Origin of the sequence: Romboutsia weinsteinii, assembly GCF_002250835.2 — a bacterium.
GTDB classification, from domain to species: domain Bacteria; phylum Bacillota; class Clostridia; order Peptostreptococcales; family Peptostreptococcaceae; genus Romboutsia_A; species Romboutsia_A weinsteinii.
Map to the genome: position 1 here is coordinate 44,149 of NZ_NOJY02000016.1, position 18,035 is coordinate 62,183.

Consider the following 18,035-nt stretch of genomic DNA (forward strand, 5'->3'; position numbering starts at 1 on the left):
TTATGCCCCCTTTTTTGCTAGCTTCTTAGTATTTTGTTTTTTACTTTTCACCTCTGTGTCTAGCTCTATTCTTAGCTGTGAGTCTATATCAAAGAAATGAATTTTATCAAAATCAAATACTAAACTTATATCTTGACCCGGTGTAAAGTCTTCCATAGTATTAAGTTTTGCTATTAATGATTCATTGCCTAGTGTAAAGTGTACTAACGTCTCTGAGCCTGTAAGTTCTGCTATATCAACATATGTATCAAATTTATATTCCTCATTTTTAATGTTATTTTCCTCTGCCAAATAAATATGCTCCGGTCTTATCCCAACCATTATCTCTCTACCCATGTATCCTTTTTCCTCTAAATATCTTACTATTTCACAAGGTATATCAAATACTCTATTTCCAAGAGCAACACCATATTTTCTTAAGTCCATCTTTATAAAATTCATAGATGGAGACCCCATAAATTTACCTACAAAATAATTATATGGTTTAAGATAAATTTCTTTTGGTGTTCCTATTTGCTGTACAAATCCATCTTTCATAACTACTATTCTACTTGCCATAGTCATTGCTTCTGTTTGATCATGAGTTACATAGATCATTGTTGTTTTTAACTTCTTATGTAACTTTGTAATTTCTGCTCTTGTTTGAAATCTTAACCTAGCATCTAGATTAGATAATGGTTCATCCATTAGAAATACTTTTGCATCACGTACTATAGCACGTCCAAGTGCTACTCTTTGCCTTTGACCACCTGATAGTTCCTTTGGTTTTCTTTGTAGCAGTTCTGTAAGTCCAAGTATATCAGCAGCTTCTTTTACCCTCTTATCCATTTCTTCTTTAGTGATTTTTTTCATTTTAAGTCCAAATGCCATATTCTCATACACTGACATATGAGGATAAAGAGCATAGTTTTGAAACACCATTGCTATATCTCTATCTTTAGGATGTAGATTATTAATCACCTTTTTATCTATTAAAATCTCCCCTGAAGTAATATCCTCTAGACCTGCAATCATTCTCAAAGTTGTAGATTTTCCGCACCCTGATGGTCCAACCAAAACTATGAACTCTTCATCCTCAATTACCATATTAACATCCGATACTGAGTGAATCCCTGGTACATAGTCCTTGAATAAATGTTTAATTTCAATTTTTGCCATATGCTCCCCCATAGATTATTAAATTTTGAATGATTAAAACAATTTTTAGTATTCATTTTCTCATTCTTTAATTAAATTTTATCCATCTTTTATTAAATCCATATTATGGAAAAGTTAAGATTAGATTTAGAATTAGTTAAATATTTGTTTTTTGGTTAAGTAAATTTAACTATTAAATAGCAAATTCGCATAAAACTCGTTAATTATATAAAAAAAGAAAGGTTAAACTCATAAAGAATCTAACCTTTCTTTTTCTAATTATTAAATTTCATAACTTTCACTATAGTTTATATCTTATAAACTAACAGCTATTTCTTTTTCAACTTCATCTTCGTATTTATTTAGCCATTCTTCTCTTTCTAATCTTAATTTGCTAGCAATAGCCGCATACTCATCAGAAGTGTAGAAACTTCTTGGATTGTACTTTTCTATATCTATACCACATACTGATTTTGGAACTAAATATCCCCACTCTTGATCTTTAGTCCACTCAATATTATCTCTAGCTATCTCTTTCATTATAGTGGTAGAAACATTTATAGTTAATTTCTCCCCATCAAATCCTGTTTTAGCTCCAACACTTCCTGTATTTAATATAAAACATTCCATATCTGGGTTATTCTTTAATATTTCTCTAAGTTTTAATCCTTCTTCAATCTCTGAACCCATTATAAATGGATTAGTTCCAACACATCTTTTAGATTGACCTGCTTTAGTAGGATCTCCTGCTGAAGTCTCTATAGATTCACCTAGCATAAAAGCATCAAGTGCTTGATGTGGACTTAACTTTACAACTGGTGGAACTATATCTTTTCTTCTAGTTATAAATATTATCTTATTAGCTTTTTCTAAATCTACTGTATCATCAGTATTTTCTATTTCTTCTCTTAATACAATTCCTCTTGCATTTGAAGTAATAGTAGTATCATAAAAATCTACTGTAGAATCTTCTTTTACCATAATATTTTCAAGTATAGCATTTTCAGCAGTAGCTGCTTGATATAATACACCTTGTTGCTCTTTATTTAGACCTTCTGTCTTTATATAAAATCCATTTTCACTACCTGCGCAATATCCATTCTCATCCATAAATATAACATCATCTTGTCTTACTATAGATTTTTCTTCCCCTATTAACTCATGATCATGTATTGTTAAAGTAGTCTTCCCTGTTCCACTTAATCCAAACATTATAAACCCTACATCTTTTAAGTTTCTATCTTTATCATATACTCTAAGAACCTTACTCCCTGCGTGGAAGCCTAATCCACCTTCTTGCTTTACTTTATACATTGCCATTCTTAAGAAAGATTTTTTAGATTCACCGAAATAATCACTACCTAAGATAAATGTTACTCCACTTTCTGGATAAGCAAACATTATTCTCTCTGGCCATTCTGGCACATATATGCTTATAAGATCAGGATTTTCTGTATCTATTGGATCAAATAATGTATTGTTCCACATGTATGCTATTCTTGCATAATCTTTTGATATGTATAGTCTGCAATTGTATGAAAACTTTTCGTTCATACCCATTTTTCTATCTACTCTTATCATTTCTTTTTCTTTTAAATATTTAAAAACTTTCTCTGCAATTTCATCAGCTTTAGTTTTACTTATCTCACTTTGATCTACCCCTACTTCTATTTCATCAACAATATAAGTGTTTTTAGCACTCCTATTTTTAACTTCACTTTTATAGCTTGGACTTTTAAACTCAGTTGTTATCTCCACATTACTCGCCAAACTTTTTAATTCTTCCTTAGTTGGATTTACTATTACTCCTTTGAATAGTTCATCATTTATATTATTTATAGTGTACATAAAGACCCCCATATATTAATTAGTGTGTTGTTTACAATATATAGTGTAACACAATAAATTAAAAAAGCTATTATTTTTTGTATTTTTTTTAATTTTATATACTTTTATCACCTTAGAGTATAACAAATACAAAATTTGGTCAATATCTATTTATAATTTTTATTCAAATATAATTTTATTTTACATCAAAATATACTATTACTTTTACTATACTAGTTGTATATATGTATTTAAATTATTCATACTATGATTACTCTATCATTAACCTTACTTTAATAGACAATATCTATATTCTATTTCCTAAATAATGTAAATATCTATGGTTGTTATTTTTACTTGATAAATAATAAATTATAATATATACTATTTTTATAGAAAATGATTTTCATTTTCGAACTCTTATGTTTTTTACTTTTCAAGTCAAAGTATTTAGTAATAAAAAAAGTCGGCTGATGATCGACTTTTTTTATTTACAGAAATTATTTTATTTTTTACTTGCTTTTTATTTGTTTTGTATATATAATAATTTCTATATTAATAATTTTTACAAAATTTAGAAATTAGGGAGATAATAAAATGATAATGTGTGCAGCCTTTAACTTAGTAAAATTAAATAACTATTATTATAGCTATTATAGATAAAGGTTTGTATTTATGAGATAACAATACTATCATAGATGCAAATCGTAAAAAATTTGTATCTATGGTGGTTATATTTATAATGAATAAATTTAGCCATGTAGATAATACTATGTGGCTTTTTATAATCCTAGGCAAATTGTAAGCCACATAGTGTATACCTATGTGGCTTTTTTATATATTTTAATCTTAGGAGGAACAATTATGAACAATGAAAGTCTTGCGTCAAATTCGCAAAAATTAAATAAGAGAGATGTTTTTTCAAATAAATTTGGATTTATAGTATCTTGTGTAGGTGCTGCTTTGGGTTTAGGAAACATATGGATGTTTTCTTACAAGCTTGGTAAATACGGTGGTGCAGCATTTTTAATACCATACTTCTTATTTGTATTTGTACTTGGTAGTACTGGACTAATTACTGAATTTACTTTTGGTAGAATGTTTAAATCGGGTTCATTTAGTGCTATAAAACAAGTTTTTAAAGGTAGAAATATAAAAGGTGGATCTGTAGTTGGTATTATCCCTACACTAGGATTAGCTGGTGTATTTATGTTCTACTCTATAGTTATAGGTTGGATTTTAAAGTACTTCTTCTTAAGCGTTACTGGAGAGTTAGGTGCAATTAATACTACTACTTACTTTGATGCTTTTGCTGGAACTAGCTCTACTATACCGTGGTTTTTATTATCTGTACTTATTACTTTAAGTGTTGTTGGTCTTGGTGTTAGTAAAGGAATTGAAAATTTAAATAAAGTTATAATGCCCTTATTATTAGTATTATTTATAGTATTAACTATTAAATCATTAAGCTTAGAAGGTTCTATGGCTGGTGTTGAGTACCTATTAAAGCCTAGATGGGAACATCTACTAAATGGTGAAACTTGGATAATGGCTTTAGGTCAAGCATTCTTTACTGTATCACTTAATGGATGTGGTATGGTTGTTTACGGAAGTTACATAAATGAGAAATTTGATATACCTTCATCTGCATTTAGTACTGCTTTATTTGATACAATAGCTGCCTTAGTTGCATCATTTATGATAATACCTGCAGTATTTGCTTTTAATCTTGATGTAACTGCAGGTCCATCACTTTTATTTATAACTGTACCTACTATATTTAAATCAATGCCTTACGGAGATATTCTAAGCATATTATTCTTCTTAAGCATAATATTTGCTGCTATTTCTTCATCTGTTAACATGCTTGAAGGTATTGTTGAAGCAGTTATTTCTTCAATTAATATTAGTAGAAAAAAAGCTTCTTTATTTATAGGTCTTATTTGCTTTGTATTAGCAATACCTCTTGCAACAAATATGATTGCCTTTGATAACTTTACTAACCTTATTACTATAATTGTATCTCCTATTGGAGCTTTAATAGTTGCTGTAGTATTCTTCTACATGATAGATAAAGATACTATTTTAAATGAGATTAATAAAGGATGTAAGAAAAGAATAAATAATGGATTTATAGTATTTGGTAAGTATGTATTTGTATTAGTAACTATTGCTGTAACTATACTTGGTACAGTTTACGGTGGCATAGGCTAAAATTTTTCTAGTAGTTATATTCCTTAGAAAAAACACTAATGTTTTATCTAAGGAATATTTTTGTGTACATTATAATTTTTTTTACATAAATTATTGTGTAGCCAAATAAACGGTGTTACTCTAATGTAATAAATAATTTTTTATAAATAAGGGGGGAATTTATGACTAAGGACATGACTACTGGAAATCCAGTAAAATTAATTCTATTTTTTTCTATTCCATTATTAATCGGAAATATCTTTCAACAGTTTTACAGCATGGTCGACACTATAATAGTTGGAAGATTTTTGGGGGTAAAATCACTAGCGGCTGTTGGGTCAACGGGTTCAATGACATTTTTGATTATAGGATTTGTATTAGGTTTAACTTCGGGCTTTTCCGTATTGGTATCTCAGAAATTTGGTGCTAACGATGAGGAAGGCATAAAAAAAGCTGTTGGTAGTGCAGCAATACTATCAATTATTATGGCAATTATAGTTACAATAGTAAGTGTATCTTTAGCTAAACCAATATTACATCTTATAGATACTCCAGATGATATTATAAATGATGCAATAGCATATACTACAGTAATATTTGCAGGTACTTCTGCAACATTTTTCTATAATATGATGTCAGGTATCTTACGTGCACTTGGTGATAGCAAGACTCCACTATACTTTTTAATCGTTTCATCTATTTTAAATGTTATCTTAGATTTAGTATTTATAATTAATTTTAAGATGGGTGTAGCAGGAGCTGCCTATGCAACGGTTATCTCTCAAGGGGTTTCTGGACTTTTATGTTTAATGTATACTGCTAAAAAGTTCCCAATATTAAAACTTGAAAAAAAACATTTTAAATTTGATACTTCATACTTTAAGCAACATCTAAGAATAGGTATCCCAATGGCACTTCAGTTTTCTATTACTGCAATAGGTGCCGTGATTTTACAAGGTGCCGTCAATGCATTTGGATCAACTGCTGTTGCTGCATTTACAGCTGCATCTAAGGTTGAACAACTTGTTATGCAACCTAGTGTAACATTTGGTGTCACTATGGCAACTTACTGTGGTCAAAATCTTGGAGCTGGTAATATAAACAGAATAAGAGAAGGTGTTAAGAAATGCACTATGATAAATATAGTTATAGGAATAGTAGCAGCTTTCATAATAATAATATTTGGCAAATCATTTATCTATATGTTTGTCTCTAATACTGATTCAGTAGTTATAGATTATGCTAAAAAATATTTAGATGTTATTGCATACTTCTTTATACCACTTAGTTTAATATTTATATACAGAAATGCCCTTCAAGGTATGGGATATACATTTATGCCTATGATGGCTGGATTTGCAGAACTTGTAGCTAGAACTTTAGTTGCATTTACTCTACCTGTATTAATTGGATTTACTGGAATATGTTTAGCTGGTCCTGCAGCATGGATAGCAGCTGCTGTACCTTTAATGCTAAGCTACACTAAGACAATAAATAGTATGTCAGACTTACCAGAGTATTCAATATAGATCATTCGTTCGAATAAGTTTCATAAATATTCTATAAATCATGACATCTTCTTTTTTCTATGTTATAATATAAATATCTACAAGAAAAAAACTAATACCATTATCCATTAGTCTATTTGATGTAGAACTGACAAGTAGATTTTCCCAGAATCTACTTGTCTACATATTAAAATAAAATAGATATTATAAACTGGCAGGAGATATTTTCTTCTACCAGTTTTTTTAATTGTTTTGTATCAAGTTTACAAATATATAATACTATATCTATTGCTTAGCTTCTTTAATTTCTTTTAAGATGTTATTATACTCTTTTTCATATTGCTCTTTTTTCTTCTCATCATTTTCTATAGACAGTAAAGAAATAGTATAACTTAACTTATTTTCTAGAATCATAATATTTTCTTTATCAATTCTCTCTTTACTAGTTAGCTTAACTTCTTTTTTGCTATCTACATACTTTTCATAAGATCCGTTAAATTCAAATAGCTTTTTATCCTTTAAGTCAATAATATAATCACAGATATTCGAAACAAATGCTATATCATGAGAAACCATAAGGATTGTCTTATCAACATTTTTCAAAGCTTCTTCTAATGCTTCTATAGCAACAATATCTAAGTAATTTGTAGGTTCATCTAAAATTAATAAATTATTATCTTCTAAAATAATCTTACATAGTGCAACCTTTACTTTTTCACCACCACTTAGATTATCTACCTTCTTATATACACTGTCTCCCTTAAATCCAAATAAATTTAAATTTATTCTTATAAAAGTTTCATCAAAAGACGAATCCTCTTTAATATTTTGCAATATGCTTTTATCTGAATCTAATATATTTTGATTTTGATCAAAGTATCCTATCTTAACTTTATTATTTATCTTAATACTTTCATTATTATTTTTAATTATATCTTTAAGTAACATAGTCTTTCCACAGCCATTTGTTCCTATAAGAGCTATCTTTTTATCTCTTTTTATTTTAAAAGAGATATTATCAAGAAGTATTCTATCTTGTATTTTTAGAGTGAGATCTTTTACCTCTACTAAATTTTTACTCACAATTTCCATTCCATCTTTAATTTTTATCTTAATTTGAGCTATATTCTTTGGCTTTTCTTTAACTTCTAATTTTTCAATTCTTGTCTTCATAGCCTTTATATTTTCATCTAGGTTTTTCTTAGCTTTTTGCCCACCCATCTTGTGTAATCTAGCTTCAGAATTACCCATTCTTTTAGGTGGTCTTTTTATGCTATCTCTTTTTTGAGCTTTTTGTGCTACAGCTTTTTCTAACCTCTTCTTTTCATTTACATATTGTGTATACTCAAACTCTTCCCTTTTTATATTTTCTCTTTTTAGATTAATATAATTTGTATAGTTTCCTTTGTACACTTTGAGTCTGCTATCTTCTATCTCAACAATAGTACTGCAAAGCTTATCTAAAAATTCTCTATCGTGAGATACTAGTAATAATGCACCTTCATGACTTTCAAGCATCTCTTCTAAAGTTTTTATACTTCCTATATCTAAATTTGATGTGGGCTCATCTGCAATAATAAGCTTCTTCTTTTCTTTCAGAGCATTAGCTATTCTTATCTTTACTTTTTCTCCACCAGATAGATGTTCCCTATATTCATCAGGTACACTTAGTAGGCTCTTAACCTTGCTATTTACACATAATTTTTCATTATTTTCACCTTGACTTATATAAGAATAACTATCTGTTAAATAAATACTTCCTTCATCAGGTTCAATTTCTTTAATAAGTGACTTTATCAATGTTGTCTTACCAGTTCCATTTGCTCCAACAAGCCCAATTTTTTCATTTTCTCCTATTTCAAATTTTTCTATATTTAATATCAATCTATCTCCATAGTATTTTTTAAATCTATCTATACTCGCTATTGCCATATATATTCCTCCCTATACTTACTTAAATATAAGGAGAGCATTCATTTGCTCAATAATTTTGTACACAAAAAGGGTACGATAATTAAAAACACGCACTATAATCTACTCTCCTTAATTTAAGTATCACAAATAAATCCATCAAAATAGGATTTTTTAAATTTATAATACGTTAAATTATTAAAAAGTAAATTATCTCTTCATGTTCTTAATTACCATACCCTTTCTTCAATATGCTTATATTATATGCGATTTTGTTAAAAGTATCTACAATTTTTATTTATAAGTTATGTACAATACTGCGATAATAGATTATATCGCAGTAATCAGTTCATAAAATAGCATTCTTATCTTTTGGTGAATTTACGATTTTAGAAAGAAATTAAATAAACTTACTTTTTACCAATAAATAGACCGTGTTGACTATATCCAATTAAGCTTTTATTTTCACAAGTATCTAGGTGATACTTCATCCATAGATCAAACTCTTCCTTTGTAAATTCATTTACTCTTAATCTAAGAATGTCTGATATACCATCACTTCCTATGTGTTTAACTCTTTCTATGCCATTAATATTCATTAAATATTCTATTTCATCATATGTTGAATGATAGAAACAATCTCTATCATCTCCAAACTCTATCCCAGTTTTAGCAATATTTCTAAGTCCTATATCATTAATATTTTCTTTATTTCTATTAATCATATTAGCAAAAGTAGCAAATCTACTAATATATGCAATTGCAAACAATCCACCTGGTTTTAAAACTCTTAATGACTCTTTAATGCATCTATCCCTATCTTCAGGTTTCGTAAGATGGTATATTGGACCTAGGCACAAGACTACATCAAATGAGTCATCACTAAACTCACTTAAATCTAAAGCATCTCCGTGAATTATCTCTATTTCATTATTCGTTGTTTTTTCTCTCATGATTTCAATGTGTTTGTCACACAATTCTACTGCTGTAACACTACATCCATTTTTACTATAATAAAATGAATATCTTCCTGTAGCTGCCCCTAATTCTAATATTTTACTTTCTTTGTCTATATATTTATTTAAATAGTGTGTAGTTGTAATAAACTCAATACTGTGTGAATTATCCTTTATTAATCTATTCTCTTCATCGTAATCTTTATAGTAACTATTTACTTGCTCTTTATACCTCAATATTACTCCCCCTTTTAATTACTCGTATTCTATAAACCTGTATATTCTATATCTACACTTAATTTACCTTTGTATTAGCTTTAGTTATTTCTTAAATCTACAGGTCGAGTTTTCCGACTCCTTAAATAAAGTTATCTTTATCTTTATCAATATAACCATTTCTTTACTTTTCCTAGCATAGTCGCCTTACCATCTATTACTAATACTGCCCCTTCATTTTCAATAGAGTATATAGGCTTTCCTCTTTCTTTAATACATCTACGTATACTTTCATTTTGAATTATAGAATCTTCATAGTGTACCTCAATATCAAAGTCTTTGATAATATTTAACCCCTTGTTATAAGAAAACTCATCATAGTCATGGTCTTGACTTATGTGATAATCCGCTATTTGAACCATTGCACCAGCACTACTACCAATCATAATTCCTTTGTAATTTTCAAGTGCTTTTACTAAACCGTAGTTAATAAACCTATCCATCATCTTATCTGGGTATCCACCAGTAAAAAATATTATATCGCTACTTTCAATCTTATCTAAAATAATTTCTCTACTATCCTCAAACTGATTTATCCAATATATATTATCTTCTGTTATCCCATAAGATAAGAATGGAGATACAATATCTTTATAATGACTTCCATTATTTGGGTTAAAGGTATTGTACCAATCATAATTGTCTTTTAACCATTCTTCATGGTAGGATAACGGAGCTATCAATACCTTATAGTTAGACTTAATAATATCCTTTAAAGTATCATAGCACCAGTCACTATCAAAATTATACAAACTAAGTAAAATATTTACCATTATGCCCTCATCCTTATTTAGCAGATTTATAAATAACTATCTTACTTATAATAATATGAACTTAATATTGTTATTGATATTTATAAAATAATTATTTATTACTTTATATTTTAATATGCTCATAATATCTAAATTAATTTCATTTAATATTACTATAAATTTTAAATATATAATTAAATATAATAAATATTGTGAATTCTATCATTGTAATATTGATATATTTCATAATATTATATACAATTTAACTTATATAAAGCTATTTGTTTTTAAATCAAATAGAATACTATTATGACATTTACATAGGGGGATTTTTGAAATTGATATTTAAAAGTATTTTTGCTCTAATTACAACTACCTGTCTTATAACCTCAGGTTGCACTAGTTCAAATACCGTAGATGTAGAATCATCTTATCTTGAAAAAAACTATTCAGAGATAAACTTACAAGATGTAGACAATTTGTCAGACCTTAATCTTCTACAGGATGATATTGGTAATAAAGAATTAATATTAACTGGAGAAAATCATGCAATAGCATCAAATAGACCGCTTAATATAAAATTGGTAAAATATCTAAAAAAAGAAATAGATATAAAGTACTATCTAATGGAAACACAATACTCTGAGTCTTATTTTTTTAATAAATATCTAGAATCCGGTGATGAAAGTATTTTAGATGAATGTTTCAAAGCTACAAAGGGAACTTTTACTTATAATGAAGATGCATATAATTTTATAAAAGATCTTTATGAGTTTAATAAAACTTTATCTAGTAAGGATCGTATTAAAATAATAGGTATAGATATAGAGCATGCTCCTGCAACAACTATAAAATATCTATCAGAAGTAATTAACAAAAATAAAGATCAAGTTCCTCAGGATCTATACAGATTTTTAGAACAAATCAATCCAAGTAAAACTCAAGACTCAACTAAAGTAAAAGAAATTTGTAACAATCTTCTCAATGATATAATTAGAAGTGAAGATAAGTACAAAGATTACCTTAAAGAAGATTATGTTGGATTTAAATTAGTAATAGAAAATATAATTGCTAGAATAAATGCCTATGAAAACGATGATAATTTCACCTTGATAAGAGAACCTAAAATATACGATAATTTCAAAGTACTTTACAACTATTTACCTAAAGGTAAGTACTATGGTCAATGGGGTGGTTTCCATATAAATCAAGAAACCTCTACACAAGATGGAAATATAGAGTGCTTTGCATATTTACTTAATCAAGATAGTGAGTTTGAAGATAAGATATTATCTATTATGTACGCATATAATGATTCAAAATATATGGATAAGCCAAGTAACAGCAATCCAAACTACAGGGAATCCACTGTATCAAATGTGGACAGTAAACTATTTACTAACTATATTACTAAAGGTAAAAATAATGCTATTATCTTTAAGCTAAATAGTGTAGGCTCACCATTCAACGACAAACTAATTTGGTATAACTCTTCATCTCCAGATAATAAGGATAAAGTCACTACCGATTACTTTGACTATCTAATAATAATCAATGAATCCAAGGCTTCGAAGCCATTAGATTTATAAAATATAGGGATTATAATTATCTTCTTTGTAGATAAATTATAATCCCTATCACCAAAATTAATTTATATAGTTTAAATATTATAAAGTTTAATTATTTATTAGTTTACTTTCTTTGATATAGTATTTATCATATCTATTAGATCTTCATAAGATTTAGTTCTAAAAATAAACACATGGTTACCCATAGCTCCTGATAACACTTCTGGTACTTCTACATCAATTAGCAATTTCTTATTGTATCTATTCTTTATATCGTTAATAGAGTGTTTATATTTGTTATGATTTCTTCTACTTGCGTATCCAACATAATACTTTCTATCTATTTCCACAAAAATTTCATCGTGGATTAGCATATCTGCCCAGATAGAATATACATCTACATCATAAGTATAATTTATCATATCAGGTATGTAAGCACCAGGAGCTCTCATATTCACTTCTAATCCTACTATATCACCTTTTTTTCCAAGCCCCTCTTTATCTTCATCTAATCTGAAGAATTCAAAGTGAAAGAAGCGGCTTCTTGTATCAAAGCTTTTTACTACTTTAGTTCCAATCTCTTCTATGTCTCTTCCCTTTACCGGCTGTGAATAAAAAGCTGTGTCTTCACATTCATTTACACAATCCATAATAGAGTTCATCATAACATGGCTTGATGATATTAGTATATTTTTATTAGAGTCTGTAATCCCGTCAAATGTCTCTACATGACCACAAACATATTCTTCTATTATGTATTTTATATTAGGATTTTTTGTTGCAAAGAAGTAGGCTAATTCATCATCACTCTTTAATTTATATGTGGATGTTGCCCCTACACCATTATCTGGCTTAACTACTACTGGATATCCCGTAGTTTTTGTAAAATCTAATGCCTTTTCATAATTTGTTATAAAATCATATCTTGCAACAGGTATTTTAGCACTTTCATATATTGCCTTCATCTTAGATTTATATTTCATAGGTCCCATATTTTCAATCTTCGTCCCTGTATTTACATCAAACTTACTTCTAAGTGTTGCTTCTGTTTCAAGCCAATACTCATTTTGTGATTCAATCCAATTTATATCACCATATTTTGATTCAAAAAATTTGCAAGCCTTATGTACTTCCTCAAAATTTTCTAAATTTCCTACCTTGTAGTATTCTGTTAGCGAACTTTTAGTATCTGCTGGAATTGAGTTGTAGTCGGAATCCCCGACTCCTAGAACATTAACCCCCTTTTCCTTTAATCTACTACAAAAATTATGAAAATATAAAGGAAAGTGAGGCGAAATAAATACAACATTTATTTTATTTGATACAATCTCACTTTCTTTAATATAAGATTTTGGTCTAGATAAAGTCATAACACTCATTCTATATCCCCCTCAAAATAATTATTTATATAATGTATTTAAAAAAATATGGAAACTGTACTCTCCACCAATCCCAATCATGATTAACGTCATATCCCCATATATCTACCCAAGCAGGTATATTTTTATATTCTAATAACTCCTTCATCCTTAAAGTACTTGGAATCATAAGGTTCTCCCATGCTCCCTGACCACAACACATAACTATTTTATTATTACGATACATATTTACATAATGATGGTCGTAGCTCATATCCTCAATATATTTAATTGGTGAATTATTATATATAATCTCATCACTGTATTCTCCAAAGAATATATCAGTATCATAATATCCGCTAAGAGCAATAGTACCTATAAAAATATCAGGCCTTCTAAACATAAAATTAGCCGCATGGGTTGCACCTAAGGAGCAACCTGTTGTAATTATTCCCCTTGCATAACTGCCTCCGTTTCCATGGTAATTTATATTAAAAATTCTAGGCACAAGCTCATTAGTAATATAGTAATACCACTGTTCATGCATGTAACTAGGTCTTTGAACATCTATATTATTTGCTGACCATGTCTCTAAATCAATACTGTCACAACAGAATAATTGAACTCTACCCTGTTCTATTAAATCTGAAACAGTGTCTACCATTTTGAAATTTTCAAAGTCATAATATCTTCCATCTTGCGCTGGAAAAACTAGCACTGGTTGACCTGCATGTCCATATACCTTAAACTCCATATCTCTATTTAAGCATTGGCTGTACTCTCTAAACCATTCTATCTTCATAAAATTCCCCCGTATAATTTTACATTTGTAAATTTATTTTTAAATTATAATTTATATAATAATATATAATACCGAATCTTCTAAATATTTTCAACTTAATTTTGTATACTAAATATTATATTATCTAATTAACAATTTATATCACTAAATATAACTACAAATTCTTACAAATTACCCCTCCAATAAATTCGTTTAAATGTTAGAATCTTTTAAAGTGTATTTAAATTAATTATATATAGATTTATTTTGTATCTAATTTTATAATTAATTAAAAGGGGTGGTTGTTATGATAACACATAAGGGAACTGAAACAATAAATACAGATAGACTTATACTACGAAGGTATAAGTCAGATGATACTAGCAATATGTACAAAAACTGGGCTAGTTGTAGTGAGGTAACAAAATTTTTATCTTGGGCTCCTCATACTGATGAAGAATTCACTAAAAAGCTTATCAGCGAATGGATTAGTGAATATGAGGATAAAAAAACATATCATTGGGTAATTGAACTTAAAGAAAATAAAAAAGTCATAGGTGATATTTCTTCTTTTAATTTAAACGATAAGCACTGTTCATGCGAAATTGGATATTGTTTATCAAGAGATTATTGGAACAGTGGTATTATGAGTGAATCATTAAATTCAGTTATTAACTATTTATTTAAAATTGGTTTTAATAGAATCGTAGCAATGCATGATACAAGTAATCCTGCGTCTGGTCAAGTCATGTTGAAAAATAATATGAAGTATGAAGGTACTTTAAGACAAGCACATAAATTGAGGGGAAATAGTGAGTTTAGTGACTTGTCAATATATTCTATACTTAAATCAGAATGGAATAATAATAAATAAATTTAAAACTAAAATAAAAATGACATTACGATTATAAAATGATGCTTAAAATAAACCTATAAGGTAAACACTCAATGAAGTTTACCCTATAGGTCATTTTTATATACAATTAAATTTAGTTGTTTATTATCTCAACTAACTTCTTTAATTTTTCTTGATCTATCTCACCAAATGGGTCTTTATTTACTCTTACAGCAGTTCCAAAATGGAAATCTGTAGCTTTAGTTAAAGACTTGATTTCTTCTATATTATCAAAATTAAGTCCTCCTCCTAAAAGAATATTTACTCCATTAGATTTCTCTATCATTGCCTTGATAACATCAATATTTTCTCTTATATTTGTTTTTCCAGCAGATGTTAAAGTATTAGTTATATTTTCATATTTGTTTAATATATCCATACTTTCTATAACATTAGTTTCATCTATTGCTCTGTGGAATGTTACATCAAGGCCACCACACTTAGCTAAAAGTGCTTTTAAGTCCTCTTCATCAATATTGTTGTTTTGATCTAGCATACCAAATACAACGCCATTAGCCCCAAGACTTTTAACTATTTCTATATCTTTTTCCATTATCTTAATATCTTCTTTGCTATAAACAAAGCTCTTTGCATGATGTCTTATCATAACATTAACTGGTATCTTTACACTTTTTACTACAGCCTCAATAAGCCCATAGCTAGGTGTAAGTCCTCCTTCTGTCAACGCGCTTACAAGCTCAATTCTATCTGCTCCACAAGCTTCTATTGCTATTGCATCCTCTACACTCATCCCAATTATCTCTAACATAATTCCTCCTTAGCTAACTCATATATTGCACTTGAAAATATCTTTGCATTTACTATTATATCATCTATATCCCAATATTCATCAGGATTATGTGCTATTCCTTTTTGACCTGGGAAAGATGGTCCAAATGGTACTATATTTGGCATTATTTTAGCATAAGTGCCACCATTTGTAGTAACAGGTGTACCGTCAAATCCTGTTACTCTCTCATATGCTACTTGTAATCCCTTTACAAGCTCACTTTCCTTATCAAAGTAGACAGGATTAAAGTTTAATACTACCTCTATTGAAGTATTATCTAACATATTCGCCTTTATCTCATCTAATACATCTTCTAATTTATAAGTAAAGTCGTATTTAATCTTTATATCTAATAAAAGATTTTCATCCTCAACCTTTATTTCTTTGTATGTAATATTTAAGTTATCGCTCAAACACTCTAAGAATTTAGCAAATTCTTCTTCAGTACAGTCATTTTCTCTTCTTAAAATTAATCTAGCCATTCCTTTTTCACCATAAACAACAGGGTACTTACAATCAGGCGTGAATCCCATTATAGGTGGTTTTTCTTTTTCTAAATAGTATGGGATGTCATTGAATCCTGTTTCTTCATTGCACCCAAATATTATTCTTACTTTTTTATTTAATTTAAGACCTACTTCTTTTATAGCATATAAGCCATATAATGCACTCATTATAGGTCCTTTATTATCAAGTACACCTCTACCATATATCTTATCATTTGCTATTACTCCACCATAGGGAGGATAAACCCAATTATCTCCCTCCGGTACTACATCTATATGCCCGATTACACAGATATAATCTTCTCCTTGACCATATTCAGCGTATCCTATATAGTTATCTAAGTTTTTAGTTTCAAATCCTAGTTTGCTTGAAATATCTAGCGCTTTTTCAAGTGCCTCTGCTACATTTTCACCAAAAGGGAAGCCTTCTTTAGGCTCCCCTTCTACACTAGGTATTTTTACTATATCTATAATATCATTTAATAAGTCATTTTTTAGTTCGTCTATTTTTCTATTTAAGATATCCATAAAAATCTCCTGTTCTCTTAAGTAATTTATTAGTCTATTTCTATTGGTGCTTTTATTCTAGCTGCGTATGCATCTAACCATTCCTTTGATGCTACTTCATGTTTAGTTGTTCCATCTACTCTATTTGATATATAAACTGTAGCTTCAAGTTCTTTTGTAGCAACTGAGAAAGTAAAGTTCTCTATGTTTGTAGCCACTCCCCATTCACCTTTATTATTCATAGCAACTAATGATAAGTCTCCAGCTTTTCCTCTTCTTCTTATAAGTTCTTCATCTAATTGATTGACTGCTATATCACAAGCTTCTTGTGGATGCTTTCCTTCTTTCATTAATCTTACGATCTCATAAGATATACATCCCTTCATTAAATCTTCTCCAAGACCAGTAGCAGTAGCTCCACCCACTTCACTATCAACAAAGAATCCTGATCCAGAAAGTGCTGAATCTCCTATTCTACCTCTTCTCTTCATGAATAATCCACTTGTAGAAGTAGCAGCACACATCTTTCCATGTTCATCTAAAGATATCATCCCTACAGTATCATGTCCTGCATATGGACTTAATCCTTTGTCTAACGTTTCCTTCTTTCTTTTTGCATAATGTTGCTTTGCTCTATCTGTTAACATGTTCTTTCTTTCAAATCCATTTTTATGAGCATATTCTTCTGCACCTGTTCCAACTAAGAAGTTGTTAACTTTTTCTTCACTTAATAATCTAGCTATGCTTACTGGGTTAGCATAATCTCTTATACCAGCTACTGCACCTATTGCTAGTGTATCTCCGTCCATATAAGCTGCATCAAGTTCTACTTCACAGTTTTCATTTGGAAGACCACCGTATCCTACTGATTTATAGAATGGGTAATCTTCTACCATTTTAACAGCAGTTACTACTGCTTCACCTGCATCCATACCTTTTTCTAATCCCTTACTTGCTTCAGTGATTCCTTCTACTGCCATTCTCCAAGTTGCTATCATTCCCCACATCTTATTATCCTCCTTAGTTCTCTTACATAATATTTAGTTTCAATAATAATTAATTCTAGTTGA

General features: G+C 29.0%; 14 protein-coding genes. 4 read left to right on the forward strand and 10 right to left on the reverse strand.

What is annotated here, in order from left to right; genetic code table 11:
- Both CHL78_RS10790 and CHL78_RS10795 read right to left on the reverse strand, forming a co-directional pair.
- The gene (locus CHL78_RS10790) at window positions 1-1,158 is read right to left on the reverse strand and encodes an ABC transporter ATP-binding protein (RefSeq protein ID WP_094367418.1); all 1,158 of its coding nucleotides are present in this window, start codon (window positions 1,156-1,158) and stop codon (window positions 1-3) included.
- Window positions 1,159-1,452: 294 nt separating this feature from the next.
- Window positions 1,453-2,985 (reverse strand): phosphoenolpyruvate carboxykinase (ATP), encoded by a 1,533-nt coding sequence (locus CHL78_RS10795; RefSeq protein ID WP_094367419.1) that lies wholly within the window; start codon window positions 2,983-2,985, stop codon window positions 1,453-1,455.
- A gap of 843 nt (window positions 2,986-3,828) precedes the next feature.
- Here CHL78_RS10795 and CHL78_RS10800 point away from each other — a divergent pair.
- Together CHL78_RS10800 and CHL78_RS10805 are read left to right on the forward strand one after the other, a co-directional pair.
- Entirely contained in the window at window positions 3,829-5,178 is a 1,350-nt protein-coding gene (locus tag CHL78_RS10800; RefSeq protein ID WP_094367420.1) for a sodium-dependent transporter, read from the forward strand.
- 161 nt (window positions 5,179-5,339) lie between these two features.
- Complete coding sequence (locus tag CHL78_RS10805; protein WP_094367421.1) at window positions 5,340-6,686, forward strand: MATE family efflux transporter; 1,347 nt, start codon at window positions 5,340-5,342, stop codon at window positions 6,684-6,686.
- A 264-nt stretch (window positions 6,687-6,950) separates the two neighbouring features.
- On the opposite strand, the gene cplR is transcribed toward CHL78_RS10805, so the two are convergent.
- The 3 genes from cplR to CHL78_RS10820 form a co-directional block, all read right to left on the reverse strand.
- Window positions 6,951-8,597: an ABC-F type ribosomal protection protein CplR gene (cplR, locus tag CHL78_RS10810; protein WP_094367422.1), complete on the reverse strand. Its 1,647-nt coding sequence runs from the start codon at window positions 8,595-8,597 to the stop codon at window positions 6,951-6,953.
- 389 nt (window positions 8,598-8,986) lie between these two features.
- A complete protein-coding gene (locus tag CHL78_RS10815; protein WP_158540682.1) occupies window positions 8,987-9,769 on the reverse strand; it encodes a class I SAM-dependent methyltransferase in 783 nt (260 codons plus the stop codon).
- 146 nt (window positions 9,770-9,915) lie between these two features.
- Window positions 9,916-10,581 carry a Type 1 glutamine amidotransferase-like domain-containing protein gene (locus CHL78_RS10820; RefSeq protein WP_094367424.1) on the reverse strand — a complete coding sequence of 222 codons (666 nt, stop codon included), beginning with the start codon at window positions 10,579-10,581 and terminating at the stop codon, window positions 9,916-9,918.
- A gap of 311 nt (window positions 10,582-10,892) precedes the next feature.
- Between CHL78_RS10820 and CHL78_RS10825 the strand changes: the two genes are divergently transcribed.
- Window positions 10,893-12,149: a TraB/GumN family protein gene (locus tag CHL78_RS10825; RefSeq protein ID WP_147295813.1), complete on the forward strand. Its 1,257-nt coding sequence runs from the start codon at window positions 10,893-10,895 to the stop codon at window positions 12,147-12,149.
- Window positions 12,150-12,247: 98 nt separating this feature from the next.
- On the opposite strand, the gene CHL78_RS10830 is transcribed toward CHL78_RS10825, so the two are convergent.
- Both CHL78_RS10830 and CHL78_RS10835 read right to left on the reverse strand, forming a co-directional pair.
- Window positions 12,248-13,507: an ATP-grasp domain-containing protein gene (locus tag CHL78_RS10830; RefSeq protein ID WP_199534033.1), complete on the reverse strand. Its 1,260-nt coding sequence runs from the start codon at window positions 13,505-13,507 to the stop codon at window positions 12,248-12,250.
- Between the two features lie 25 nt (window positions 13,508-13,532).
- Window positions 13,533-14,288 carry an esterase family protein gene (locus tag CHL78_RS10835; protein WP_094367426.1) on the reverse strand — a complete coding sequence of 252 codons (756 nt, stop codon included), beginning with the start codon at window positions 14,286-14,288 and terminating at the stop codon, window positions 13,533-13,535.
- Window positions 14,289-14,574: 286 nt separating this feature from the next.
- On the opposite strand from CHL78_RS10835, the gene CHL78_RS10840 reads away from it, so the two are divergent.
- Window positions 14,575-15,141, forward strand: coding sequence for a GNAT family N-acetyltransferase (locus CHL78_RS10840; RefSeq protein ID WP_094367427.1), 567 nt, complete (start codon window positions 14,575-14,577; stop codon window positions 15,139-15,141).
- A gap of 115 nt (window positions 15,142-15,256) precedes the next feature.
- Here the strand turns inward: CHL78_RS10840 and CHL78_RS10845 are convergent, their stop codons facing one another.
- Genes CHL78_RS10845 through CHL78_RS10855 form a run of 3 tightly spaced genes read right to left on the reverse strand, consistent with a single transcriptional unit; the run spans window position 15,257 to window position 17,972 of the window.
- Window positions 15,257-15,931, reverse strand: a complete 675-nt coding sequence (locus CHL78_RS10845) for a copper homeostasis protein CutC (protein ID WP_094367428.1) — start codon at window positions 15,929-15,931, stop codon at window positions 15,257-15,259.
- A complete protein-coding gene (locus tag CHL78_RS10850; RefSeq protein WP_094367429.1) occupies window positions 15,925-16,986 on the reverse strand; it encodes a Sapep family Mn(2+)-dependent dipeptidase in 1,062 nt (353 codons plus the stop codon). Before CHL78_RS10850 ends, CHL78_RS10845 begins: the two co-directional genes overlap by 7 nt.
- A gap of 29 nt (window positions 16,987-17,015) precedes the next feature.
- Window positions 17,016-17,972, reverse strand: coding sequence for a N(4)-(beta-N-acetylglucosaminyl)-L-asparaginase (locus CHL78_RS10855; RefSeq protein WP_094367430.1), 957 nt, complete (start codon window positions 17,970-17,972; stop codon window positions 17,016-17,018).
- Window positions 17,973-18,035: the final 63 nt, after the last annotated feature.